The 22,777-nt window shown below is 51.9% G+C and carries 21 protein-coding genes; 9 read left to right on the top strand and 12 right to left on the bottom strand.

What is annotated here, in order from left to right:
* Positions 1-158: 158 nt before the first annotated feature.
* Positions 159-1,421, bottom strand: a complete 1,263-nt coding sequence (gene puuE, locus BZK41_RS07755; protein ID WP_079937767.1) for a 4-aminobutyrate transaminase — start codon at positions 1,419-1,421, stop codon at positions 159-161.
* 105 nt (positions 1,422-1,526) lie between these two features.
* Here puuE and BZK41_RS07750 point away from each other — a divergent pair, with 105 nt between their 5' ends.
* Positions 1,527-3,002 carry a PLP-dependent aminotransferase family protein gene (locus tag BZK41_RS07750; protein WP_079937766.1) on the top strand — a complete coding sequence of 492 codons (1,476 nt, stop codon included), beginning with the start codon at positions 1,527-1,529 and terminating at the stop codon, positions 3,000-3,002.
* Positions 3,003-3,045: 43 nt separating this feature from the next.
* Here the strand turns inward: BZK41_RS07750 and BZK41_RS07745 are convergent, their stop codons facing one another.
* The 4 genes from BZK41_RS07745 to BZK41_RS07730 all read right to left on the bottom strand — a co-directional run bounded on the left by BZK41_RS07745 (position 3,046) and on the right by BZK41_RS07730 (position 8,151).
* Positions 3,046-4,254: a cytochrome c gene (locus BZK41_RS07745; protein WP_079937765.1), complete on the bottom strand. Its 1,209-nt coding sequence runs from the start codon at positions 4,252-4,254 to the stop codon at positions 3,046-3,048.
* 3 nt (positions 4,255-4,257) lie between these two features.
* Entirely contained in the window at positions 4,258-6,150 is a 1,893-nt protein-coding gene (locus BZK41_RS07740) for an FAD/NAD(P)-binding protein (protein WP_079937764.1), read from the bottom strand.
* A gap of 88 nt (positions 6,151-6,238) precedes the next feature.
* Positions 6,239-6,712 carry an ester cyclase gene (locus BZK41_RS07735; protein WP_079937763.1) on the bottom strand — a complete coding sequence of 158 codons (474 nt, stop codon included), beginning with the start codon at positions 6,710-6,712 and terminating at the stop codon, positions 6,239-6,241.
* Positions 6,713-6,723: 11 nt separating this feature from the next.
* Entirely contained in the window at positions 6,724-8,151 is a 1,428-nt protein-coding gene (locus tag BZK41_RS07730; RefSeq protein WP_079937762.1) for a gamma-aminobutyraldehyde dehydrogenase, read from the bottom strand.
* A gap of 314 nt (positions 8,152-8,465) precedes the next feature.
* Between BZK41_RS07730 and BZK41_RS07725 the strand changes: the two genes are divergently transcribed.
* Entirely contained in the window at positions 8,466-9,191 is a 726-nt protein-coding gene (locus BZK41_RS07725; protein WP_079937761.1) for a GntR family transcriptional regulator, read from the top strand.
* A gap of 24 nt (positions 9,192-9,215) precedes the next feature.
* Positions 9,216-9,914 carry a cache domain-containing protein gene (locus BZK41_RS07720; protein WP_003832700.1) on the top strand — a complete coding sequence of 233 codons (699 nt, stop codon included), beginning with the start codon at positions 9,216-9,218 and terminating at the stop codon, positions 9,912-9,914.
* Positions 9,915-9,935: 21 nt separating this feature from the next.
* On the opposite strand, the gene BZK41_RS07715 is transcribed toward BZK41_RS07720, so the two are convergent.
* The 6 genes from BZK41_RS07715 to BZK41_RS07690 form a co-directional block, all read right to left on the bottom strand.
* On the bottom strand, positions 9,936-11,417 hold the full coding sequence (locus tag BZK41_RS07715) for an APC family permease (RefSeq protein ID WP_079937760.1): 1,482 nt from the start codon (positions 11,415-11,417) through the stop codon (positions 9,936-9,938).
* Between the two features lie 301 nt (positions 11,418-11,718).
* Positions 11,719-12,609 carry a dihydrodipicolinate synthase family protein gene (locus tag BZK41_RS07710; RefSeq protein WP_079937759.1) on the bottom strand — a complete coding sequence of 297 codons (891 nt, stop codon included), beginning with the start codon at positions 12,607-12,609 and terminating at the stop codon, positions 11,719-11,721.
* Positions 12,606-14,321: a dihydroxy-acid dehydratase gene (ilvD, locus tag BZK41_RS07705; protein WP_079937758.1), complete on the bottom strand. Its 1,716-nt coding sequence runs from the start codon at positions 14,319-14,321 to the stop codon at positions 12,606-12,608. The genes BZK41_RS07710 and ilvD overlap by 4 nt, the downstream gene beginning before the upstream one ends.
* The gene (locus BZK41_RS07700) at positions 14,318-15,688 is read right to left on the bottom strand and encodes an MFS transporter (protein WP_139762582.1); all 1,371 of its coding nucleotides are present in this window, start codon (positions 15,686-15,688) and stop codon (positions 14,318-14,320) included. The genes ilvD and BZK41_RS07700 overlap by 4 nt, the downstream gene beginning before the upstream one ends.
* 19 nt (positions 15,689-15,707) lie before the next feature.
* Positions 15,708-16,370, bottom strand: coding sequence for a 2-dehydro-3-deoxy-6-phosphogalactonate aldolase (locus BZK41_RS07695; protein ID WP_079937757.1), 663 nt, complete (start codon positions 16,368-16,370; stop codon positions 15,708-15,710).
* Positions 16,363-17,262, bottom strand: a complete 900-nt coding sequence (locus BZK41_RS07690) for a 2-dehydro-3-deoxygalactonokinase (RefSeq protein WP_079937756.1) — start codon at positions 17,260-17,262, stop codon at positions 16,363-16,365. The genes BZK41_RS07695 and BZK41_RS07690 overlap by 8 nt, the downstream gene beginning before the upstream one ends.
* 192 nt (positions 17,263-17,454) lie before the next feature.
* On the opposite strand from BZK41_RS07690, the gene BZK41_RS07685 reads away from it, so the two are divergent.
* Together BZK41_RS07685 and BZK41_RS26870 are read left to right on the top strand one after the other, a co-directional pair.
* Positions 17,455-18,186: an FCD domain-containing protein gene (locus BZK41_RS07685; protein ID WP_079937755.1), complete on the top strand. Its 732-nt coding sequence runs from the start codon at positions 17,455-17,457 to the stop codon at positions 18,184-18,186.
* Between the two features lie 93 nt (positions 18,187-18,279).
* Positions 18,280-18,420 carry a hypothetical protein gene (locus BZK41_RS26870; RefSeq protein WP_139762588.1) on the top strand — a complete coding sequence of 47 codons (141 nt, stop codon included), beginning with the start codon at positions 18,280-18,282 and terminating at the stop codon, positions 18,418-18,420.
* Between the two features lie 52 nt (positions 18,421-18,472).
* On the opposite strand, the gene BZK41_RS07680 is transcribed toward BZK41_RS26870, so the two are convergent.
* Positions 18,473-19,366 (bottom strand): LysR family transcriptional regulator, encoded by an 894-nt coding sequence (locus BZK41_RS07680; protein ID WP_079937754.1) that lies wholly within the window; start codon positions 19,364-19,366, stop codon positions 18,473-18,475.
* A 305-nt stretch (positions 19,367-19,671) separates the two neighbouring features.
* Here BZK41_RS07680 and BZK41_RS07675 point away from each other — a divergent pair, with 305 nt between their 5' ends.
* The 4 genes from BZK41_RS07675 to BZK41_RS07660 are packed head-to-tail and all read left to right on the top strand — an operon-like array spanning position 19,672 to position 22,777.
* Positions 19,672-20,505 (top strand): ABC transporter substrate-binding protein, encoded by an 834-nt coding sequence (locus tag BZK41_RS07675; RefSeq protein WP_079937753.1) that lies wholly within the window; start codon positions 19,672-19,674, stop codon positions 20,503-20,505.
* A 1-nt stretch (position 20,506) separates the two neighbouring features.
* The gene (locus BZK41_RS07670) at positions 20,507-21,325 is read left to right on the top strand and encodes an amino acid ABC transporter ATP-binding protein (protein WP_079937752.1); all 819 of its coding nucleotides are present in this window, start codon (positions 20,507-20,509) and stop codon (positions 21,323-21,325) included.
* Positions 21,325-22,110, top strand: coding sequence for an amino acid ABC transporter permease (locus BZK41_RS07665; protein ID WP_079937751.1), 786 nt, complete (start codon positions 21,325-21,327; stop codon positions 22,108-22,110). Before BZK41_RS07670 ends, BZK41_RS07665 begins: the two co-directional genes overlap by 1 nt.
* Positions 22,100-22,777: an amino acid ABC transporter permease gene (locus tag BZK41_RS07660; RefSeq protein WP_003029326.1), complete on the top strand. Its 678-nt coding sequence runs from the start codon at positions 22,100-22,102 to the stop codon at positions 22,775-22,777. The genes BZK41_RS07665 and BZK41_RS07660 overlap by 11 nt, the downstream gene beginning before the upstream one ends.

The following is a 22,777-nucleotide window of genomic DNA, read 5'->3' as shown; positions in this document are numbered from 1 at the left end:
CTCTTGAAGAGTACAGTTATTATATTTGTATGATGAATAGGATAGATCTAATCGATATATATGTAAATATATAACGAGGTGTGATTGATAAATTTACTGCAACAAAAAAGCCGACGGTAATGACAACCGTCGGCTTTAGGCAAATGATAACTAACGAATTATTTGGTTGCTGCTTTGATGATATCAAGCGCTTTGGTGAACTGATCCTGCGGAATTGTCAGCGGGTAAAGGAAACGAATAACGTTGCCATACTGACCGCAGGTCAGCAGCAGCAATCCTTGCTCAAGGGCTTTCTTCTGTACGCGTTGCGCGGCGGCGGCGTTGGGTTCTCCTGTCGCTGCATCACAGAATTCAGCGGCGATCATAGAGCCTAATCCACGCACTTCGGCCAGTTCAGGACACCCTGCTTGTGCATCTGTCAGAGTGGCGCGCAGCTGTTCGCCGAGAGCCGCCGCACGCTGGCATAGCTGCTCATCACGAATGATATCCAGCACCGCATGGGCTGCCGCGATCGACAGCGGGTTTCCGGCGTAGGTCCCACCCAGACCACCTGGCGCAGGCGCATCCATTATTTCGGCTTTGCCCACGACGCCTGACAGCGGCATGCCGCCTGCAAGGCTTTTCGCCATCGTCATCAGGTCCGCTTTATCGGCGTAGTGATCCATCGCAAACAGCTGGCCCGTACGGGCAAACCCGCTTTGTACTTCATCGGCGATCATCACGATGCCATGCTCGTCGCAAATACGGCGGATGGCAGCCACAAACTCTGGCGGTGCCACCACGAAGCCCCCTTCGCCCTGGACAGGTTCGAAGATAATCGCCGCAACCTGGGTTGGATCGATATCGGCTTTAAACAGGCGCTCAATCGCTTTTAGAGAATCCGCCGTGGAAATGCCCTGCAATTCAGAAGGATACGGCGCATGGTAAACAGAGCCAGGGAACGGACCGAAACCTTTTTTATAGGGCGCCACCTTGCCGGTTAACGCCATCGTCATGTAAGTCCGCCCATGAAAACCACCGCCAAAGGCGATAACGCCAGGACGACCGGTATGCGCGCGCGCAATTTTCACCGCGTTTTCTACCGCTTCAGCCCCGGTAGTGAAGAATGTGGTTTTACGCTTGCCGTCAATTGGCGCAACGGCGTTGATTTTCTCAGCCAAAGACACATAGCTTTCGTACGGGACAATCTGATAAGCCGTATGGGTAAAAGCCTGAAGCTGCGCTTCGACTGCCTGCACCAGGCGAGGATGGCGGTGTCCGGTGTTCAGCACGGCAATCCCGGCGGCAAAATCGATGTACTGATTGCCTTCGATGTCGGTAATCGTGCTGTTTTCTGCCGACTGGGCATAAAAATCACACATCACACCCACGCCACGCGGGGTGGCATCCAGACGACGTTGTTGCAGGTTTTTATTGTTCATTCTTACACCTTGTCCATTAATACATTTCGGTTGAATTACCCTTTAAATTTAGACGCCGTCTGGTACTTTAATCGAGAGCCAAATCGTTTTATTTTAAGGATCCAAATGCGTTCACTTGCCGGAGATGTGATCAAGCATGCATTTAATCAGCAGACTGACGAGAAACTGCATCGCCGCCTGTATGCCGCCATTTGTAGTTGCATCCTCGAAGGTAGCCTGAAACCAACTACCCGAATGCCTCCGTCGCGTGACCTGGCAGGAGAGCTGACGCTATCGCGTAATACCATCCTGCGGGTTTACGAACAGTTGCAAGCTGAAGGGTATATTTCCGCGCGCACCAGCAGCGGCACATTTGTCACCGACAGCGTGCTGGACAATTTCGACCTGCGTCCTGACAAAGAGCCTGTTGCTGCCGCTCAGGAAGATCACACCCGTTTATCCGCCCGCTGCCTTGAGCTGTTAGGTAATGCCAGCGCCAGTCCCCGTCAGTGGGGCGCGTTTATTCCAGGCGTGCCTGATGTAGAGCATTTCCCGCACCGGGTGCTCAAGAAAATTCAGGACCGGCTGGCAAGACGACTGCGCCCGGAGTTTCTCACTTACGATGCCACAGGCGGCGTGAACGAGCTAAAAGAAGCCCTGGCAGACTATCTGCGCACCGCCCGCGGCGTACGGTGCTCACCGGAGCAAATTCTGATTACTGAAGGTATTCACCAGGCGCTGGATCTGGTGACCCGGACTTTATGCAACCCGGGCGATCATGCCTGGATTGAGGAGCCGGGCTACTGGGGAATCAAAAATATACTGCGCATCAATGCGGTAAATTTTTCGGCTATCCCGGTTGATGAACAAGGCATGGTCCCGCCGGATGCAGGCGAAACACCGCCAAAACTTATTTTTGTGACACCGTCACATCAATACCCACTCGGTTCGGTAATGAGTCTGAGCCGCCGCCGGCAACTTCTCTTTCGCGCACGCGAAACGCGAAGTTGGATAGTGGAAGATGATTACGACAGTGAGTTCCGCTTTTCCGGCCAGCCGATTCCCTCTTTGCAGGGCCTGGAAGAAGAGACACCGGTTATCTACATCGGGACATTCAGTAAGACACTCTATCCCGCACTGCGACTCGGGTATGTCGTGCTACCTAAATCGTTAGCCGCTCCGCTGAAAAAGGTTCATAACGACCTTTATCGTGGTGGGCATTTGCTGATTCAGGCCGCGCTGGCAGAGTTTATTCGCGAGGGTTATTACGCGGCACACATTCGGAAAATGCGCCAGTTATACAGTCGTCGACGCCAGATGTTGGTGGAGCTTATCAGCCGCCAACTTGGTGAACATTATCTTGGTTCTTTCAGCAGCAACGCCGGGCTGCATATGATCTTACAGTTACCCGCGGGGAGCGATGACGCGGTCATTGCCCAACAGGCGAATGCGCAAGGGTTGTTGGTGCGCCCGCTGTCACGCTACTACGTGAAAGAAGAGAAACGCAGCGGTCTGCTGCTGGGGTTTGCCAGCATTGAAGAGCATGAAATGACGGCGGCGTTTACCCGACTCGCGGATATTATCAGGGCAAACGCCGTGTAAGCACTGCCGGATGACGGTGCAAGCATCTTATCCGGCATACTGTTTAATGTGACGCTTTTTTAACCCCAGCCAGATCCTCCTGGCTTACTTCGCCATTCCCTTCCCCCCAACTTTTACGCACGTAATTAATCACGTCGCGCATTTCGTTGTCGCTTAAGATGCCACCGTAGGCAGGCATCTTGAAGGAGACGTTGCCACGCGTTGTCGGCGTTTCTGCGCCGTGGGCAATGACTCTGAACAGCGGCGTCGGGTCATCAACCATCACCAGTGGATTGTTGACCAGTGAAGGCGCGTTATCATCCGTACCTTTCCCTTCCAGACCGTGACAGGTTGAGCAATAGCGGTTATAGGTCACTTTGCCCGCCTCAGGTGAATTCGACCAGGACGCTGTAGTCACTGCAGCACGTTCCGTTTCAGGCTTCGCGCTTTTCAGACTCAACAGGTATTGGGCGATCGCCGTGGCATCTTCGTCGGTCAGATACTGTGTACTCTGCGTGACGACTTCAGCCATCGAACCTGAAACCGCGGCATGCTTGCTTTTACCGGTCAGCAACAGCGATTTTAACTCCTGCTCAGACATACCGGTGCCCCGCAGCGAAGGGGCATACCAGCCGTCGATCATCGCGCCACTCAGGTATTCGGCATCAGCATTGGTATACGCTTTTTCGTTCATCGCCATGCCTCTCGGGGTATGGCACGAGCCGCAATGTCCTGGACCTTCCACCAGATAAGCGCCCCGTTTTACCAGGGCTGCATTGTCATCCGTTTTCGCAGTTTCTACTGTCGCCGCTGGCGCATCGGTATACAGCCAGTTCCAGATATGCAGCGGCCAGCGGGCGGAGAGTAACCACGGAATGGCATTCTCTTTATTGGGTTGCGCAGACGGCGTGACATCATGCATAAAATAGCGATACAGCGCCTGAACATCCTCGTCAGAAAGTTTTGCGTAAGAGGGATAAGGCATGGCCGGATAGAGAGGATGACCATCTTTGGCAATCCCCTGCCGTACGGCCTTTTCAAAATCCTCGTAAGAATAGTTACCAATACCCTGCGTCTTGTCTGGGGTAATGTTGGTCGAATAAATATCCCCCACCGGAGTAGGAAACTTTTTGCCCCCCGCCATCGCCGCACCACCTTCAGCGGTATGACAGGCGACACAGTCTGAAATTCGCGCGATGTATTCACCGTTAGATTCAGCAGCGGAAACCGAAGCGGTAAATAAACAGGCGGCGAGAATGGTTACGTTACGCATAGATCACCCCATATCCTTGAGTTCATTAACCGCACGCCATGCCTGATCGATTGCCGTATGGGCATAAGCACTCCAGTCAGAATCGGAGTTAGCGATGGCAATGCGACCGACTGGCTGACGCGCCCGCTCGATGATCTCTGGCATTTTATCCATATCATCAAACAGCGAGTTGGCGTAGTACGCATAGCCATGCGCCCAGCGGTTAACGGTAATGGCGGAGATATCGCGTTGATTATCAAATCCTGTTGAGCCAAACATCTCCTGCAACTGGGAGCGAATCATCTCCTCATGCGCCGCAAAGGTGGTCCCCAGCAGATAGGCTCGTCCCAGACGGAACTGCTCTCTGGCCGACAGGTTACTGCCCGGATAGGTCGGTACATAGACCATATGAATGACCATCGGATCGTCCGGGGAGGCCGGATGTTGATACCCACCAATACTGACCGGATAGTCGAGCTTGACCCTGCTATAAGGTGCCGCCGGAGAGTAAAACTCATGTACGCCAAGCTGTTTGAAGGCCTGCCAGTTTTTGACCACCACGTTGGTGTACACCAGCGGTGCTTTCACGTTCAGTTTAAGATCCGCCTGCTGCTGTTCCGGCATCTCAGGCATCAGATACGGGATCATCATGTTATAACCCGCCATGATGGTGTTCTTCCCGCGCACTCGGTGCATTTTACCGTCACGCAGATAGGTCACCGCCACGCCATCCTGTTCGTTGGCCGCATTAATCACCGTGCTGTTCAGGCGCAGACGCGTGGTGTTTTCCGACAGATCCAGCTTTTCGTAATGCAGTCTGGCGAGGACAGAGTCTTCCATAGTGTTGCCCGGTAGCGCATCCGGCAGCATATACCTGACTAACAGTCGCGCTAACCCGGCGTTACCGTCCGGGAAGTGGTAAACATACGGCTCCTCGAGGTCAGCCAGCGACTCACCGTCCAACGGCGGTAACCCCATCCCTTCCATGCCGGGTAAGGCGCACGCCCTGGCATCGCTGCAGGAGATGCCTTCAATACCGATGGCAAAGAAGTCGTTGGAACGCTGCTGGAAATAGAGCAGCGCCATTTTGCTCAAACCCACTTTTGTTGCTAAAAATTCACTGTAGCTATGGGTATCCAGCCATTCCATTTTCTCATCGACCGTCATCCCCGGAAGGTAATCGCCAGGGCGCACGTGCAGGTCGATCAGCGCTTTTCTGTCGTTCTCACTTAACGGGAAATCATTGATAAAGTCTTCAATTTTACGCCCATTGAGCCTGTCCGGCGGAATATCATCAGATACCGCGCGGCCCGGATCGCCGCTGACGATTTTTGTTTCGCCAAAATTCTTCTTGTCGAAGAAAACGCCGCGACTGAGCTGCCAGTCGGGGTAGAAGTTTACGTCAAAACTCTCTTTTAACCGCGTGACGCTGACGCCCACGGTTTCCATCAGCTTTTGTACTTCAGGGCTGAAATTATGCGCAGGTGACTGGAATGCTTCGCTGCCACCATAACCGAGTAATTTCTTACCCGAACTGGTAAATTCATTACGTTTGGCGTGTCCACCAAAGTCGTCATGGTTATCGAGGATCAGGATCCGGCTATTTTGCCCGGCAACTTGACGCCAAAAACAACCGGCAGCTAACCCGCTAATCCCGCCGCCCACAATCACCAGATCGTATTCTTCCTCAACGGGCAGAGCGTTTAAATCAAAATGCTTATGCTCGCGGCCTAGCGCATGCGCCATTTCAAACGATCCAGGATGATTGCCCCGCAGCCCCGTCAGTGCAGGAGGATAATAATTTCCATCTATAAATGCGTTTCCCTTTCCTGCCGCCCTGACCCACTCCAGCGGGGTAAGTCCCGCCGCAATAGTCACCGCGACGCCGTTGAGAAAATCACGTCTGGTAATTGCCATTAACTTTTTTCCTTATTGCTACACACTGCCTTTAATACGACACAAATAAGAGAGATACCCCTTCTTATTTATAAAGGGGTACAGCCAACTACTTCACTGGCTTTAACTCTTCATCCAGTTTTTTAGAATCATAATAATCACCCTGCCAGGTGATTTTTCCTGCTTTAACATGAATATAGCTGACGCCTTCAAATTTGATCGGATTATTTGTCGGCGGACTCCCTGCCCATTCACCACTATTTTTGCCTGAAAATTCCCAACGAAAGGCCACGGTATCTTCGTCGTAGACGGGTTTTCCAACCATTTTCCAGCTAAGATCTGGAACCGCCTTAATAAAAGCACCGATAACCTCTTTTTCTGCTTTTTCCCTGCCGTTTATCGGTTCTCCCGCGGCGGCATCATAATAGACCGCATCATCAGCAAGAAATTGAGCGGCTCGCGAAGCATCATGCGCATTCCACGCCGCCATATACGCTTTCACAGTATTCAGCGATGTGGTTTCTGCCAGGCTATAGCCCGAGAGCATCACTAATGAAAGCACCGCAATTTTTACTGTTTTCATCGTAATCCTCTCTATTCAGAAATGTCACACATGATATGTTTCACCCGAGTATATTCCTCGAGTGAATAGGATGAGAGATCCTTGCCATAACCCGATTTTTTGAACCCGCCGTGCGGCATTTCGGCGCACAGAGGAATGTGATTGTTAATCCACACTGTGCCAAAATCGAGGTCAATGCTGAAGCGCTGTGCGCGACCATGGTTACTGGTCCAGACGCTGGCGGCAAGACCATACTCCACATCATTCGCTTTGTGTAGTGCCTCTTCGTCAGTAGAAAACGACTGAATCGTCATTACCGGGCCAAATACTTCATGCTGAATAGCTTCATCATTTTGATGCAATCCGGAGACGATCGTCGGCTCAAAATAGAATCCAGGCCCCGGCCCGGCGCGCCCGCCGGTTTCAATTTTTGCATGTGCCGGTAAACGTGCCATAAAGCCTTTCACCTGCTCCAGCTGGTTTCTGCTATTCAATGCGCCATACAGGGCACTCTGGTCCTCTGGCGGCCCAAATTTGATGCTTTTTGTTTTCTGGATCAGTTTTTCCAGAAACTCTGCGTAGATAGATTGTTCTACCAGGATCCGCGTAGCCGCTGTGCAATCCTGCCCGGCATTGAAAAATCCTGCCGTGGTAATCGTCGCGATCGCCTTGTCCATATCCGCATCGGCGAACACGACTGCGGGCGCTTTCCCGCCCAATTCCAGATGTGCTTTAGTCAGATTCGCCGCTGCTGAAGCCGCAACCTGCAGACCCGCGCGGACCGAGCCGGTAATCGAAACCAGTGAGGCCTTCGGGTTTGAAACCACCAGCGAACCGGTGCTGGCTTTGCCCAACACAACGTTAAACGCCCCTCTTGGGAACAACGGTGCGGCCAGTTCAGCCAACAGCAGCGTACTGACTGGCGTGGTGTCGCTTGGCTTTAACACCACCGTGTTGCCTGCCGCCAGCGCTGGTGCAATCTTCCACACCGCCATCATGAACGGGTAGTTCCACGGCGTGACTTGTCCAACGATACCCAGCGGTTCACGACGGATGGTCGAAGTAAACCCGGCGGAATATTCTCCGGCCGCCTTCCCTTCAAGACAGCGCGCCGCACCGGCAAAAAAGCGGATAGCATCACAAGATGCCGCGATCTCCTCTTTCTCAATAAAATGACGAAGCTGACCGGTTTCCTGACTCTGTGCGACTACCAACCGCTCGACGTTGCGTTCAATCTCATCAGCCAGCAGCAATAACGCCTTTTGCCGCTGTGCCGGCGTCGATTTTCTCCAGATGCTAAACGCCGCCTCCGCTGCTGAGTAAGCTTGCTCCACCTCCGCCTCGTTAGCGTTGGGAGATATTGCGTACGTTTCACCGTCAACCGGACTCACCAGTTCGAAGCTATCTTCGCTGCTGCCTGCTACATATTGCCCGTTAATAAAATGCTTCAGGGTTTTCATGCTTGTCTCCTGCCAAATAATACATAAAGAATCTTATGTAATATATATATTGTAAAAATTTTTCAAATGCGCAACATTGACACTATGATAAGCCTCGCATTTTTAACTTAATTTTCACATTTGCAGGATAAGGCTTTTATTGCCAGCTGACGCGTTATGCCCAGCTCATCATAAGGTTATCGGGACACACATCCGCTTGTGCCGTTACGTTACGCCCAGGCATGTAAAATAACTCGGCCATTCTTACCTTCCTTGCCCGACGGGCATGTGTTAAAAATGGTCGTTGTTTCAGGGAATTGAGTACAGAAAAGATTATGATTACTCACGCGGTCATATTTGCGCCTATCGGGCAGGTCAGTCGTTCAGACCAGATAGTCCAACGCCTTTCAAATGCCATTATCACGGGGTTGCTGGAGCCAAAAGAACAGCTCCCCAACGAAACTGATTTGGCAAAGATGATGGGTGTCTCACATATCACTATCAGGGAAGCGCTAAACACGCTTCGGGCTAATAATCTTATCCATACGGTTCGTGGCCGTAATGGCGGGAGCTTCGTTTGCGAAAATATCGATAGCAAAAATAGCGCCCTGCATCCGTTCAAGGCGATCAGTACGGATTATCTGTCCGATCTGGGTGAAATGCATTGCGCCATTATTAGCCATAGCGCGAGGCTGGCTTCCCGGCGAATGACCGGTGCGGATATCGCCAAATTTCGCGAGTTTGTCGAGGTGCTCAGAAAGGCAAACTCACCTGAGCTAATGACCCAGGCCGATATGCGTTGCCTGCTGGCGATAGCTGCCAGTTCGCATTCCGCGCGGCTGGCCAATCAGGAACTGCAGGTGCAGGCGGAATGGGCATCGCTGGTGGCGATACTTTATCGCGCAGACAGTATTCATGCGGAAATTATCGCGCTTTATTCGGCGCTGGCCGATGCGCTGGCGGCTCACAACGAGGCGGAAGCTGTGCAGCTTGCCACGCGGATCATCGACACGTTTACCTATTATCTTATTGAAAAAAAGCTGAAATATAACGCGAACTAACAATCAGTGAAGGCAGGACAGACAATGAGCTCTTCGACATCCTTAAGCGCATTAATCCGTAAAATTGATGACATTACTGTTTCTACCGTAGATTCTACCGTTGCGCTGGCGAGGAGCATCCATGAGGCGATTTCAGGGGTACAAAAAGCCTCAGCCGAGGTCGTTCTCGACCCCTCAGTAAGATCTACCGTTCAACAGCACATTAAGCGCACGCTCAATAACAACCATTACTGCTCAGGGGCGGGATTCGCCAGCCATATTGAGAGCACCGCAACTACAAAAGAGTACTGGTTGCTGGAGTGGTGGTATAAGAAAGATAATGGTTTGAGCCAGGCGCATCTGGATTTGGATCAGGCCACGCAACAACGACTGGATTTCAGAACCTTTGAGTGGTTTAAACATTCTCCTCCGGCTGGCAAAGCCTATATCCACGGTCCCTACGTCGACTATATTTGCAATATCTCCTATACCCTAACGTCAGCCGTCCCGGTCTATTACAACGATCAGTTTCTCGGCGTTGCCGCGGTCGATCTGCTGGTTAGTCAAATAGAAGCCGAACTGCTTTCCTGTGCCCACCCTGACTATGTGATTCTGACCAATCTGGAAAACAGGATCATTTTCTCCAGTTGGCCACGCTTTCGCGTGGGTGAATTGCTGTCACCTGCAAACAGCACCGTGGTGTATCAAAGCGACTACTTTATCCTTTATCACTATCAAAACTAAGGGCCCGAAGGCCCTGAGTTTTTAGTTATCCTGCCCCATATTGAGCTTATTGGCGTACGCAATGGCGTCGTTTTCCGGCGCCGCTGAACGACCAAACGGACGGGTCAGGAACATATAGATAAGCCCCGAGCCAACAACAATCGCCAGTCCAAACAGGACCGTCCAACGGTCAATGAAGTCGCTGCTGTCTGCCGGTTGCGCCAGTAGCCAGATCCCGCACAATCCGTAAGCTAACGCCAGCACATTCACGATCACGCCCCAACCGCCAATGGTCCACTCCCCCGCCGGTTTCCAGCCTTTCAGGCGCTGACGCAGCGCGGCAAGCACAACCATCTGGAACGAGATGTAAATCCCGATAACAGCAAACGCGGTGATACGCGACAGGTTATCTGGCTGAAAATAAACCCAAATGCAGATGATCACTGGCAGCAGGCAACTGACGACCATGGCATTATCCGGAACACCATTTTTAGAAATTTTGGCCATCCATTCACTTCCCGGCAGCATTCTGTCGCGGGAGAAAGAAAAGATAAGACGGCTTAACGCAGCCTGCAGAGACAAAATGCACGACAACATGGCGATAATCGCGACGACGATAAAGACAGTCGCACCAGTTTCACCCAGAGCTTCATTAAGGATTGCCGGGATCGGATCGGACGTTTTGCCGTTCACGATACTGACCAGATTCGGTGAAGCCAGCAGATAACCCATAACAGAAATAATGGCGGAAATCGCGCCGAATACGATGCTCAAAATCATCGCCACCGGGATCTTTTTGCTCGCATTCTGCACCTCTTCCGCAACGTTACCGCAGGCTTCAAAGCCAAAGAACATAAACAGTCCCATCAGCGCGGCGGACATAAATGCGGTGGAATAGCTGCCGTCATGCGCCAGCACCCCCATCGAGTCAAAAATCACAGAGAACGGCTGCGAACGATGGAAAATCAGCAGATAAATCCCCAGCGCAATCACGCTGACAATTTCACACCAGAAACCAATTTTCGCCACCCGGGCCAGATTTTTAGTCCCGGACATATTAACGGCCATCATCAACAGCAGCAGCAGGACAGAAGTCACCAACATCGTGGCCGGCGTCTGACCATAGTGGAAGAGTGATTCAACAAACGTTGATGTATATTCCGCAATCGACGTAATGGTGACCACCAGCGCCCACAGATAGATCCAGGCGGCGATCCACGCATACTTCTTGCCCCACAACCTTCTGGCCCAGGGGTAAAGCCCGCCGGTTATCGGATACTGGGAAGCGACCTCACCAAACACCAACGCCACCAAAAGTTGCCCGCATGCGACGATTAAAATCCACCATACTGCGGGCGGCCCCGCCAGCGTTACGGCCAGCGCAAACAGCGAATAGACGGCGGTAAGCGGCGACAGGTAGGTAAAACCCAACGCAAAGTTGGAAATAAGACCGATCGAGCGATTGAACTGTTCTTTGCCATCTTTTTGAAAATTATCGTTTTTCTTATCAGGTGTCTGTTCCATATAGCTTTCTCTTTTGTGGAATAGTCGCAGGGTTGAACAATTAATGTATAAAAGATATTAAGTTATATGTATAGTGATTTTGTCGCAGATTTGTTAAAAATGATCGCGCATCACATTGCTACAAAATCGGGTGGTTACGAGATAACAGAAACAAATAATTAACAATTTGATTTGATGTGAGTGGCGGTGAAGACACAGAAATGATGCTTTAAGGCATAGTACAGTTGCGCCGGATCAAGATGTTCGATCCGGCGCATAGCATACGGTTAAAACGCTTTGCTCATACCTCTATTCGTCTTGCTCAGGCCGACAAATTGAACTGTGAAATGAAACTATCGATGTGGTTTACATCATCATTCGTTAATGACCAACCTGGCTTTCGGCAATAATCATCAGCGATAATCCCACGACGTTGTAATATTGTCTTTTCAACCTGGATAATATACTCACAGTGCTGCATCCAGCGCTGAATGTATGGTAATAACGCCTCATGTAATTGCACCGCCTGTTGATGTTCCCCTCGATAAATTCGCACATAAATTTCGCTAAACGAGCAGCCAGGCATTACACCTTTGCCCCCTACCTCCAGCATCTGAAGCATATACAAACCGGCATAACCGTTGAGCACATGAGCCTCTGGCGCGTACTGTAGAAACTCACGGGTGTACTCCACTGGCGGATTGCATTCAATCTTAAACACTGCATGTGGATAGCGTTTAGCCATCTCAGCAAGTTGAGCGGCGGTGACCGGAAATCCGGTTTCTCCCGGCGCGTACTGCACCATTACAGGTATGGTCACAGCCTCCAGCACCGCCGCGATATGCGCCTGTACGCTGGCAAGCGACGGTTGAAGGAAGAATGGCGGAAGCAGCATTAGTGCGTCGGCCCCCATACTCTGATACCGCCGCGCACGGCGAACAGCCAGATCGGTGCTGTGATCGGTGACCGACAGCGCACGAAATACACTTTTATTCGCTAATTCAGCAATAAAAATTTCTGCCAACTGCAGCCTTTCGCTGTCGTCGAGCTTTGGAAACTCACTGGCAATACCAAACAGCGTCAGTCCGTTGACACCCACGTTCGAAAGGTGGGCCAGCAGACGGCGAAAACTCATAAAATCGACTTCACCCTGTGGCGTAAACGGCATCGCTACAATGGGATTAACGCCCTGAATCTTTGTAACCGTTGTCATGACAAATCCTCTCTGTCTGCCAGTACCGCACCTTGCGCCGCCGGTAGCGCCCAACGACGATAAAGTCGCAAGAATCCACGAGGTACCTCTTTATGCACCAGATGACAGCCTTTTTGACGCTCATCCAACACAGTGTCCGCCACATTCAACGTTAATGTGCGCTGCGGAATATCAATACTGATTGAGTCCCCCGTTTCCACCAATGCCAGTACCCCGCCGTCGCTGGCTTCTGGAGAGATATGTCCCACGAACAACCCGCGGTTCGAACCGGAAAAACGCCCATCGGTGATCAACGCACAGGAGTCAGAGAGATTCATTCCTTCAAGGAATTTCATCGGTTTGTACATCTCCGGCATACCCGGTCCGCCCTTTGGTCCCTCATAGCGCAGAACCAATACGCTACCCGGCTGAATATCACCAGAGAGAATTGACTCAACGGCCTCATCTTCGCTGTTAAACACCACCGCAGGCCCGGTAAAGACCATTAAATGATCCGGAACTGCAGCGGGTTTCACTACACAGCCCATCGGTGACAGGTTGCCGTGTAGCACAGCCACCCCCGACTCATTACGTACCGGAATGGCCAGAGTATGGATAACTTCTGGGCGTCGGGTGGAGGGAACATCCATTAGCCATTCCCCTTTTTTCTGTCCATTAACCGTCAGGCAATTGAGATCCAGTAAATTGGCGATCTCTTTTTCAACTGCCGCAACGCCCCCGGCTTCCCAAAAATCGATCATATCGTATTCCGATGCCGGATAGAGCGAAGCAACCAGGGGCACCTGATGACTCAGCGCATCAAATTCAGCCAGCGGCAGGTGACCCAGCTCGGCTTCATAATAAATGGCCTGCAAATGTAGAATGGCGTTGGTGGATCCGCCCGTTGCCAACAGATAGGTCATCGCATTGCGGATGGATTCGCGTGTAATAATTTGTCGTGCATTCACCCCGCGCCTTACCAGATCCACCGCGGTCATTCCTGTCGCAAAGGCGCAATCGCGGCGTTCGCGTGAAATCGCGGGCAGCATACTACTCCCTGGCAGGCTCATGCCCAGTACTTCCGCAATACAGCACATCGTATTAGCAGTACCGTACATGGTGCAGGAGCCGTGCCCCGGTTCGGCAATATCTTCAATATGACGGAACTCGGCCTCATCAATTTCACCGCGACGTTTCCAGCCAATCGCCTCGGTGACGATATTGCCATCCCAGTGTTTACCTTTGTATTCAGCAGGATACATTGGCCCGCCGTTCACCAGAATCGCCGGGAGATCAAGGCGCGCAGCAGCCATCAGCATAGCGGGGACAATTTTGTCGCACGATCCCAGCAACACCATGCCATCGAAGCGGTGGGCCCGCATCATTACTTCGATCGAACTGGCGATGATTTCGCGGGCCGCCAGAATATAGCGCATTCCCAGGTGTCCTTCGGCAATGCCGTCGCAAGGGGCAATGGTGCCAAACACCATCCCCACCCCGCCTGCTTCATCAATACCTTTTAAGACATGCGCGGTCAGTTCATTCAAATTGGCGTGCCCTGCCGTCGCATTGGTATAACTATTCACTACAGCAATCACGGGACGGCGCAATTGCTCGTCCGTATGACCCATCGATTTATACAAGGCGCGCTTTAAAGCACCGTCATCACCACTGAGGATCGGGTTAAAGTGTTCGCCACCGCAACCTGCGCACCCGCTGCCACAACTGCTCATATATGACCTCTTTTCGTTAATACGTTGTTTTCTGCCGGTTTCGTGGCTTGACGATCGCGAGGATTAATCAATCGTGCCGGAATGAGGAAAATAAGCGGTGCGCAAAGCACCAGAAATCCCGCCAGAATATACAGTCCGCTGCTGGTGCTGCCGGTAGTGTCTTTCAGCCAGCCAAGAACGGTTGGGCCAAAGAAACCAGCCAGATTGCCAATAGAGTTCACTAACGCGATACCTGCCGCCGCTGCCGTACCGGAAAGCAATGTACCAGGCAGGCTTATATAGGTGGGAATCAGCGATAACGTGCCGGACATTGCTACGCAAATCCATGCCATCATCCAGAACGTGGAGCCTTCATTTAGCGCGCTGAACGTCAGACCAATGGCCCCGACTATCGCCGGAATTGCAATGTGCCAGCGGCGTTCTTGTTTCAGATCGGAGTGACGGCTATTCCACAACATGCAGGCCGCACCGAAGATATAGGGCACCGCTGCCAGCAGACCGATAGCAAAATCATCCTGTACGCCAGAGCTTTTGATAATCGACGGAAGCCAGAAATTAATACCGTAGTAGCCAATGTTGAAACTGAAGAAAATCAGCGCCAGCAGCCAGACGAAGCGATTACGGAACATGGCGGACAAACTATGCTGCGGCATTCCTGCGTTAGCGGCGACTTTATCAAGCTGATCTTTTTGTAGATCTTGCTCAATTAACGCTTTTTCATCATCAGATAACCACTTCGCCGATTTCACGTCGTTATCGAGATAACGCAGCACCACGAAGGCCAACAGGAATGAAGGGATTGCCTCTACCAGGAATAACCACTGCCAGTTATGCAGATGGCCGACACCTTCAAACATTTTCAGGATCAGTCCTGAGAGCGGACTACCGATAATAGTGGATAACGGCGTCACCAGAATAAACAGCCCGAGTGTGCGTGCCGAACGCCATGAGGGAAACCACAGGGTTAAATAGTAAACAATACCTGGGAAGAAACCGGCCTCTGCTACACCAAGCAAAAAACGCACTACGTAAAACTGTGTTGGCGTGGTAACGAACATCGTCAGTGCCGACAACACGGCCCAACTGGCCATGATGCGCGCAATCCAGAAACGAGGACCAAAACGCTGCATCAACAAGTTGCTCGGTACTTCAAAAATAAAATAACCGATAAAAAAGATACCTGCGCCAATTCCATACACTGTATCGCTAAGATTAAGCGCATCCTGCATGTGGAGTTTGGCGAAGCCCACGTTTACACGATCGAGATATGCGAAAAAATAACACAGGATTAAAAACGGGATCAGCCGTCGGGTCACTTTACGATAAACCGCATTTTTATTTTCAATATCGAGGGTACGCGTATTCATCTTTCAGCCTCTTAAGTTGTTATTGGCGCTGCGCTCTGCGATTAACCTGTTGCCATGCCTGAGCATAGGCCAACGCGTTATGCCGAACCTGTTCGCACTCTGTGCCCGCGCGGTATAAACCGCCGCCACAGCCAAAACCTTTCGCTCCCGCCTCGCACCATCTTTGTAGTTGTTGCGCCTCGGCAGAAACACCACCGACCGGCATGCAAACTACGTGAGGCGGTAATACCACGCACATAGCCCGCAGTATGTCCGGGGAGATCATTTCCGCAGGATAAAATTTCAGACCGCTGGCCCCAGCGTCCAGGGCAGTAAACGCTTCGCTCGGCGTGGCGACGCCCGGTAAACTGATAGCCCCTCGATCTCTGCTGCGGCGGATCACCGAGGGATTCATATTTGGCGAGATAATTACCTGCCCGCCCGCATCGACGACGCTATCAACCTGCTCTGTCGTCAGTACCGTACCCGCTCCGACGATAGCACGCATGCCGACGCGTTCACGTAGCAGCGAAATAGAATCCAACGCGCGCGGTGAATTTAGCGGTACTTCCAGCCAGGTAAAGCCCGCCTCCAGCAATACATCACCAATTTCTGCAGCTTCCCCTGGCCTCAGACCGCGTAAAATCGCGATCATCGGAAGCGGCGTTTTATGCCACATCGTGGCAAAGTCAAAACTATCCATAGCGTTTCTCTGTTAGACGTTGTTGAAGAGACTGCATTCCGGCGATAAAACAGCGATCGCCATCGACGCAGCGCGTCTGAATACCAAATGCGTTGGCAGCCATCTGATAGCGGCGAGTTAATGCCGCACTACCCACCAGCCAGACAGGACTGATGTTGTCAGTAGAAAACTCCAATCCGATCAGTAAACCGGAAAGATAGTCACTAACTGATTCAGCAGATAATTCACCCGATAGACGCAATGTTCGGGTAGAAAAAAGGAGTTGGCTTAGCGCCGCGTGGCGTCGGGATACTTCCACCCCGAGTAAAAATGCGCTGTCATCAGCCGCCGCATCAGGAAGACCACGACCAAGCAGCGAGTGCGAAATCAGCACCTGAAAAAGCTCACCGGTCATATAAGTCGAAAAATCAACGATCTGTCTCTGCTGCATCCGGGCGTGTTTACTGTGTGTGCCGGGTAGAATCGCCTGGAAATTATCGATGTCTTCGAGTAAAGACAGTCCCAGTAGCTGAACCTCTTCACCGCGCATTACATCAGGCATGTCACCACGGGGGAATTTACGCAATCCAGGAAAAATCCATGCTTTGCTGCCCCAGGAAGTCGTGAAACTTTTACTGTGCGCAAGCAAGCTATCGGCACTGGCGGGTAACGAACAATAGTCAACTTCATACCAACCCTGCTGCGAACCCACCATCCCGGCCATTGCAACCATTGGCGTTCCTTCAGCAATCCACTCACCAAGTAACATTTTTAACGTCGCATCAAACTGCCCAGGCTCGACATGGAGAAGGCCGTAGCTGGCATTGCGTTTGTCCAGCACATCATCCCCTGCCATTAGCCATGCGCGGAAATTCGACGTTCCCCAGTCGATTGCGATCCACTCCCTTTTCATCTTGTAACCTCAATCATCAGATCTTGTATGACAAGAATGTAATTAATTTTGCCAGAGCGATCTGTGAGCGCGATCGTGAAGTGAAATAAAACGTTTTTTTCACTATCTGAAAGGACAAGAATTGTTGTTTTGTATTCGTAACGCTTTGTTTTGTGCGTACAATGAGGAATTCTCAAATTTTCAAGGCAGACTATGACGACCTCCCTGGCCACCATCTCTGAAACGATCACCCGCGATCTGGCGATGAAAATCATCCGCGGAACCCTGAGCGATGGGGAGATGCTCCCCGGCGAAAATGAGCTTGCCGTGCAATATTCGGCATCTCGGACCTCGGTACGAAACGCGCTGCATGTCCTGTCAGCAAAAGGTTTGCTGTCCATCCAGGCTAAGCGGCGCAGTACGGTCAATCCGCGCGAACTCTGGAGTTTTTTGGATACGGACGTGCTGGGCTGGATGGAGGAAGTGGGTATTTCACCTGATGTCGCCGAGCAACTGGTGGTCACGCGCCTGATGTTTGAGCCTAACGCCGCCTTTCTGGCCGCCGCCAACGCGACAGCCCGCGATTTGGCTGCCATTGAAGAAGCCTGGACCCTGATGTTACGCGGACAGCAGCAGGATCAGATTGCGCTATTCGAGGAAGGCGATCTCGCCTTTCACACCGCACTACTCAAGTCCTGTCATAACCCATTTTTGATGTCGATTGGCAACGCACTTTCAGCTGCGATGATGCTGTCGTTTAAACAGACGCAGGAGTCATCAGTGCGGGAAACAGAACACGCCGTTGAGCAGCATCGCCTGTTACTGGAAGCAATACGCCTACGCCAGGGCGTTACGGCGCGTGAATGCATGCGCGATATTATACTTAGCGCGGCAAACCGCCATTTGTGGGTCACGCTGCCGGAAAAATATACGCAACTAATTTAAGGACGATGCTAAGTAGCAAGAATCGCTGCTGTTAAGCAACATTTTTGCAATATAATAACGTGATGTTAAACGCTGAACCTGAGTAGGTGTATGATGGAAATTGATCTCGATAATCTGGTCTTTGATGGACTGGAAGAAGCGCAAGAGCGTAACGCTGAACGTCTGGAAGATGCAGACAAGAAAGCGCAGGAAGTTATTGCTGATAATGACTGCGGCGACGCCTGCAAAATCTGATTTCCAAACCGGCGCAATGCCGGTTTTTTATTGCCTGTTTAACCCCCCCGCTTCAGCCCGTATACCGTAAGGCCTCAATCAGTTGGGCAAAGGCGGCGGTATGCTGTTTGCGACTGGGATAGTACATATAATAGCCAGGAAACGGTTCACACCAGTCCTCCAGCACTTTTTCCAGCGCGCCGTCTGCTACAGCCTGTTCGACGGTGTCTTCCGGCACAAATGCCAACCCCATTCCGGCCATCGCTGCGCTAATTCGCGGGGGGAGGTTGTTAAAAATAAGCTGCCCTTCAACCCGCACGCGCAAATCCTGTCCGTCTTTAGCAAACTCCCAGGCGTATAATCCGCCCAACGTTGGCATACGCATGTTAATACAGCTGTGATTTTGCAGGTCGTGTGGGGTATGCGGTTTACCATGGCGAGCAAAATAAGCCGGTGAACCTACCACTACCATGCGCCAGTCTGGGCCAATTCTGACGGCGACCATGTCTTTTGCCACCTGCTCGCCGAGCCGAATACCCGCGTCATAGCGGCCAGTCACAATATCCGTCAGGCTATTGTCGATGGTCATTTCCACATTCACATCAGGGTAAGCCTGCAAAAACGGCTCCAGCGCGGGCCAGACGGTAGATTGCAATGCGTGTTCGCCCAGCGTCAGGCGGATGTTACCGGCCACGCGCTGACGGACATCGGTTAATGCCAGCAGCTCAGTTTCAATGTCATCAAAACGCGGGCTGATACTGTTGATAAGCCGTTCTCCGGCTTCGGTCGGCGCAACGCTGCGCGTGGTGCGGGTCAGAAGCCGTACATCCAGCCGCTCTTCAAGCCCGCGAATCGCATGGCTTAGCGCGGATTGAGAAACCCCAAGCTTTGCCGCTGCCCGGGTAAAACTACGCTCGCGGGCAACGATAATGAGATAATAGAGATCGTTAAAATTATCACGCAGCATGCTTATCCCCAATCCAAACCTGTTGTGACATATGGTACAGGTCTGGAGGGGATTCCTGTAGCCTTTCTGGACATTAGCCCAGCTCGGTCTTATTCAAGCGAGCCCTCACACAAAAACAAAATGCAAATTGCTGTCAGGCTTATGCACTATTTTACCTTTCACTCATGCATTATTTTCACCCGCGATTAACACATCCTTCACTAATAACATTTTGTATATAGATAAGAATTTTTTCTTATTTTGTCCCAACCGTAAGTTATGGGAGCGTAAAAAGCACAAACCAAAAACTACAGGGATTTCATACAATGATGGCAACGAAAACGTACCGCGCTAAAAAAACACTGCTGGCATTCGGCGTGCTGCTGACCTCAGGACTTACCGTCTCGCAGGCTCAGGCTGACCAACTGGCCGATATCAAAGCCGCAGGCGTCGTAAAAGTCGCGACATTTGACGCGAATCCTCCGTTTGGCTCCGTCGATGCCCAAACCCATAAGATTGTCGGCTACGACGTTGATTTTGCCGAAGCGCTGGCCAAATCCCTTGGTGTAAAACTGGAACTTGTCGCGACCAATCCGGCAAACCGCATTCCGTTATTACAATCCGGTAAAGCCGATTTAATCGTCGCGGATATCACGATTACACCCGAACGGGCGCAGGTAATAGATTTCTCCGTCCCCTATTTTGTTACCGGCCAGCAGTTCCTTGTGCCGGCAAAATCTCCGGACAAGCTTGATGAATACAGCAAGGCACGCATCGGCGCGGTAAAAGGCACTACTGGTGAACAGGCACTGCATCAGCGCTTCCCGCAGTCGCGCGTGTTGGCCTACGACGACATCCCGCTGGCGTTAACCGCGCTACGCAACGGCAATGTTCAGGCCATTACCCAGGACAGTACGATTCTGGCCGGTTTATTAGGTGCTGCGCCGGATAAAGCAGATTTCAAAATTCTGCCGGATCTGCTGAGCAAAGAAGAGATCGGCGTGGGGGTGAAAAAAGGTGAGCCAGCGTTGTTAAAAGCCGTCAACGATGAGCTTTTGAAGCTGGAATCTACCGGGCAGGCGGCCAAAATTTATGATGTCTGGTTTGGCCCTGAAACCAAAAATCCGCAAGTCCGCGCCTTTAAAATAGAAGCCAAGTAATATGCTCTCAGCCCTTTTTCATCGTTCCGCAGCTTCGGCTGCGGATTTTACCCATTTGCGCCAGGCGAGCGTCGAACTGCGCAATGTGATTAAACAGTATGACGCTCATTCCGTCCTTAACGGCGTTAGTCTGGCGGTTGAAGCCGGTGAAGTGGTGACCATTCTGGGGCCTTCCGGCTCAGGAAAGTCCACTCTTATACGTCTTATCAACCAGCTTGAGTCGCTCAGCGGTGGCGAAATCTTCATCGATGGTAAACCGATTAGCCAGTTGCGCGGGGCGGCGTTACGCCAGCTACGTAGCCGTATCGGTTTCGTATTTCAGCAATTCAATCTCTATTCGCACCTGACTGCGCAGCAGAACATCGCACTGGCGCTGGAATATGTTCACGGCTGGAACAAGACGGAAGCGGATCGTCAGGCACTCGAGTTGCTGGAAAAAGTAGGACTGGCGGAAAAAGCCAACGCCTATGCCGCGCAGTTGTCCGGTGGGCAGCAGCAGCGCGTGGCCATCGCCCGCGCACTGGCTTCATCACCGCAAATTATTCTGTTTGATGAACCCACCTCCGCGCTGGATCCGGAAATGATCGGCGAGGTATTGCAGGTAATGAAAAATTTGGCCCACAGCGGTATCACCATGATCGTCGTGACCCACGAAATGCATTTCGCCCGCGAGATTGCCGATCGGGTGGTTTTTATCGATGGTGGCGATATTCGTGAAGTCGCCCCGCCGGAGGATTTTTTCGTCCGACCACAGCACCCAAGAACCCAGCGTTTCCTGAAAAAAGTGCTCGACCCGTTACACCAGGAGTCATCATCATAATGCATGCAATGGACTGGCAGGGAGTGCTGAGCGGGCACCCCCTGCAATGGATAATTTCTGGTTTTCTTACCACGCTCTGGGTAACGCTGGCAGGTATCGTGCTCGCCACGCTCATTGCCATCTCACTGCTCGGCCTGCGCCTGACGGGCAATCGTCTCGCTAAAGCGTTGGTCGGGGTGTGGGTCTCGATGTTTCGCAACACACCTTTATTGGTACAACTGATGTTCTGGTATTTTGCCGCCTGGAACTGGCTCCCCCGTGACGTCATTAGCTTTATCAATGCCGATCATCCATGGTCAATTCTGCCGGGTGATGTCTGGTGGTTAACACCGGAGTTTATCTGTTCGGCATGGGGACTGGGCGTATTTACCTCAGCATTTTTGGTTGAGGAGATCGCCTCTGGTTTACAGGCGGTTTCTGCCGGACAACGCGAGGCTGCCGTGGCGCAGGGGTTTTCATCCTGGGCAATATTTCGTCACATTCTGCTGCCTCAGGGACTGGCAAACGCCTGGCAACCCATTGTTGGGCAATATCTCAACCTGATGAAGCTTTCTTCGCTTGCCAGCGGTATTGGATTTGCTGAGCTCACCTACCAGGTACGGCAAATTGAGAGCTACAACGCGCACGCGCTGGAAGCCTTTGCCGTTGGCACCGTGCTCTATCTGTTTACCGGTATCGTTCTGGGTATGCTGCTTACGCGTCTTGGCCCGCAGCCTGCGTCGGGTAAATCGTCAAAGATAAGAATGCGCATCTTCAGCGTCAGGAGCATACTGCATGATCGCTAATATTTCGGTCATTACCGACAATCTTGACTATCTCCTGTGGGGACGTGTAGCTGAGGGGCAACCCGGCGGCGTCCTGCTCACTTTGCTGATGGCTATCGGTGCGGCTTTGCTGGCGCTGCCTGGCGGGATCGTTCTTGCCTGCTGCGCCTGGCGATTTCCAGGCGCGGTTCGCAACGGGTTGTTTATCTGGGCGGAATTTATTCGCGGCATTCCGCTCATCTTTGTGATTTTTTGGATGTGGTATTTGCTACCCATGCTGACCGGAAGCGATCTGCCCGGTGCCGTTACCGTGACGCTGGCGCTGGCATGGTTCACCGCCGCTTCGGTGATGCACTCGGTGTATGCTGGAATTAGCGCACTGCCTGGTGGGCAATATGAAGCGGCAGTCGTTCAGGGTTTTCGCCCGGATCAGGCCCTGTGGCTTATCTTGCTGCCTCAAGTGCTGCGTAACGTACTGCCGTCGCTGACGGGGATTTTTATTGGGCTGCTGAAGGACACGTCACTGGCGTTTATCGTTAACGTGCCGGAACTCACAACAGTTGCCGGTCAGGTTAACAGCCGGGTGCAAATTTACCCTGCAGCCATTTTTATCTTTACCGGGCTGGTCTATTACCTGCTGTGCTTTAGCCTTGAAAAAATCACCCAACGCCGATTCGCACTAAAATGA

The organism is Citrobacter sp. A316 (assembly GCF_002042945.1).
Lineage (GTDB): Bacteria > Pseudomonadota > Gammaproteobacteria > Enterobacterales > Enterobacteriaceae > Citrobacter > Citrobacter portucalensis.
Note: the sequence above shows the minus strand (reverse complement) of the source record. Positions and strands in the feature narration are given on the sequence as shown.

What these genes read in the sequence shown, in the direction of transcription:
- BZK41_RS07690 (WP_079937756.1), bottom strand. Translation starts at nt 17,262, where the DNA reads ATGAAAAGGGAGTGGATCGCAATCGACTGGGGAACGTCGAATTTCCGC.
- puuE (WP_079937767.1), bottom strand. Translation starts at nt 1,421, where the DNA reads ATGAACAATAAAAACCTGCAACAACGTCGTCTGGATGCCACCCCGCGT.
- BZK41_RS07660 (WP_003029326.1), top strand. Translation starts at nt 22,100, where the DNA reads ATGATCGCTAATATTTCGGTCATTACCGACAATCTTGACTATCTCCTG.
- BZK41_RS07665 (WP_079937751.1), top strand. Translation starts at nt 21,325, where the DNA reads ATGCATGCAATGGACTGGCAGGGAGTGCTGAGCGGGCACCCCCTGCAA.
- BZK41_RS07745 (WP_079937765.1), bottom strand. Translation starts at nt 4,254, where the DNA reads ATGCGTAACGTAACCATTCTCGCCGCCTGTTTATTTACCGCTTCGGTT.
- BZK41_RS07725 (WP_079937761.1), top strand. Translation starts at nt 8,466, where the DNA reads ATGATTACTCACGCGGTCATATTTGCGCCTATCGGGCAGGTCAGTCGT.
- BZK41_RS07740 (WP_079937764.1), bottom strand. Translation starts at nt 6,150, where the DNA reads ATGGCAATTACCAGACGTGATTTTCTCAACGGCGTCGCGGTGACTATT.
- BZK41_RS07680 (WP_079937754.1), bottom strand. Translation starts at nt 19,366, where the DNA reads ATGCTGCGTGATAATTTTAACGATCTCTATTATCTCATTATCGTTGCC.
- BZK41_RS07710 (WP_079937759.1), bottom strand. Translation starts at nt 12,609, where the DNA reads ATGACAACGGTTACAAAGATTCAGGGCGTTAATCCCATTGTAGCGATG.
- BZK41_RS07750 (WP_079937766.1), top strand. Translation starts at nt 1,527, where the DNA reads ATGCGTTCACTTGCCGGAGATGTGATCAAGCATGCATTTAATCAGCAG.
- BZK41_RS07735 (WP_079937763.1), bottom strand. Translation starts at nt 6,712, where the DNA reads ATGAAAACAGTAAAAATTGCGGTGCTTTCATTAGTGATGCTCTCGGGC.
- BZK41_RS07715 (WP_079937760.1), bottom strand. Translation starts at nt 11,417, where the DNA reads ATGGAACAGACACCTGATAAGAAAAACGATAATTTTCAAAAAGATGGC.
- BZK41_RS07720 (WP_003832700.1), top strand. Translation starts at nt 9,216, where the DNA reads ATGAGCTCTTCGACATCCTTAAGCGCATTAATCCGTAAAATTGATGAC.
- BZK41_RS07695 (WP_079937757.1), bottom strand. Translation starts at nt 16,370, where the DNA reads ATGGATAGTTTTGACTTTGCCACGATGTGGCATAAAACGCCGCTTCCG.
- BZK41_RS07675 (WP_079937753.1), top strand. Translation starts at nt 19,672, where the DNA reads ATGATGGCAACGAAAACGTACCGCGCTAAAAAAACACTGCTGGCATTC.
- BZK41_RS07730 (WP_079937762.1), bottom strand. Translation starts at nt 8,151, where the DNA reads ATGAAAACCCTGAAGCATTTTATTAACGGGCAATATGTAGCAGGCAGC.
- ilvD (WP_079937758.1), bottom strand. Translation starts at nt 14,321, where the DNA reads ATGAGCAGTTGTGGCAGCGGGTGCGCAGGTTGCGGTGGCGAACACTTT.
- BZK41_RS07700 (WP_139762582.1), bottom strand. Translation starts at nt 15,688, where the DNA reads ATGAATACGCGTACCCTCGATATTGAAAATAAAAATGCGGTTTATCGT.
- BZK41_RS26870 (WP_139762588.1), top strand. Translation starts at nt 18,280, where the DNA reads ATGGAAATTGATCTCGATAATCTGGTCTTTGATGGACTGGAAGAAGCG.
- BZK41_RS07670 (WP_079937752.1), top strand. Translation starts at nt 20,507, where the DNA reads ATGCTCTCAGCCCTTTTTCATCGTTCCGCAGCTTCGGCTGCGGATTTT.
- BZK41_RS07685 (WP_079937755.1), top strand. Translation starts at nt 17,455, where the DNA reads ATGACGACCTCCCTGGCCACCATCTCTGAAACGATCACCCGCGATCTG.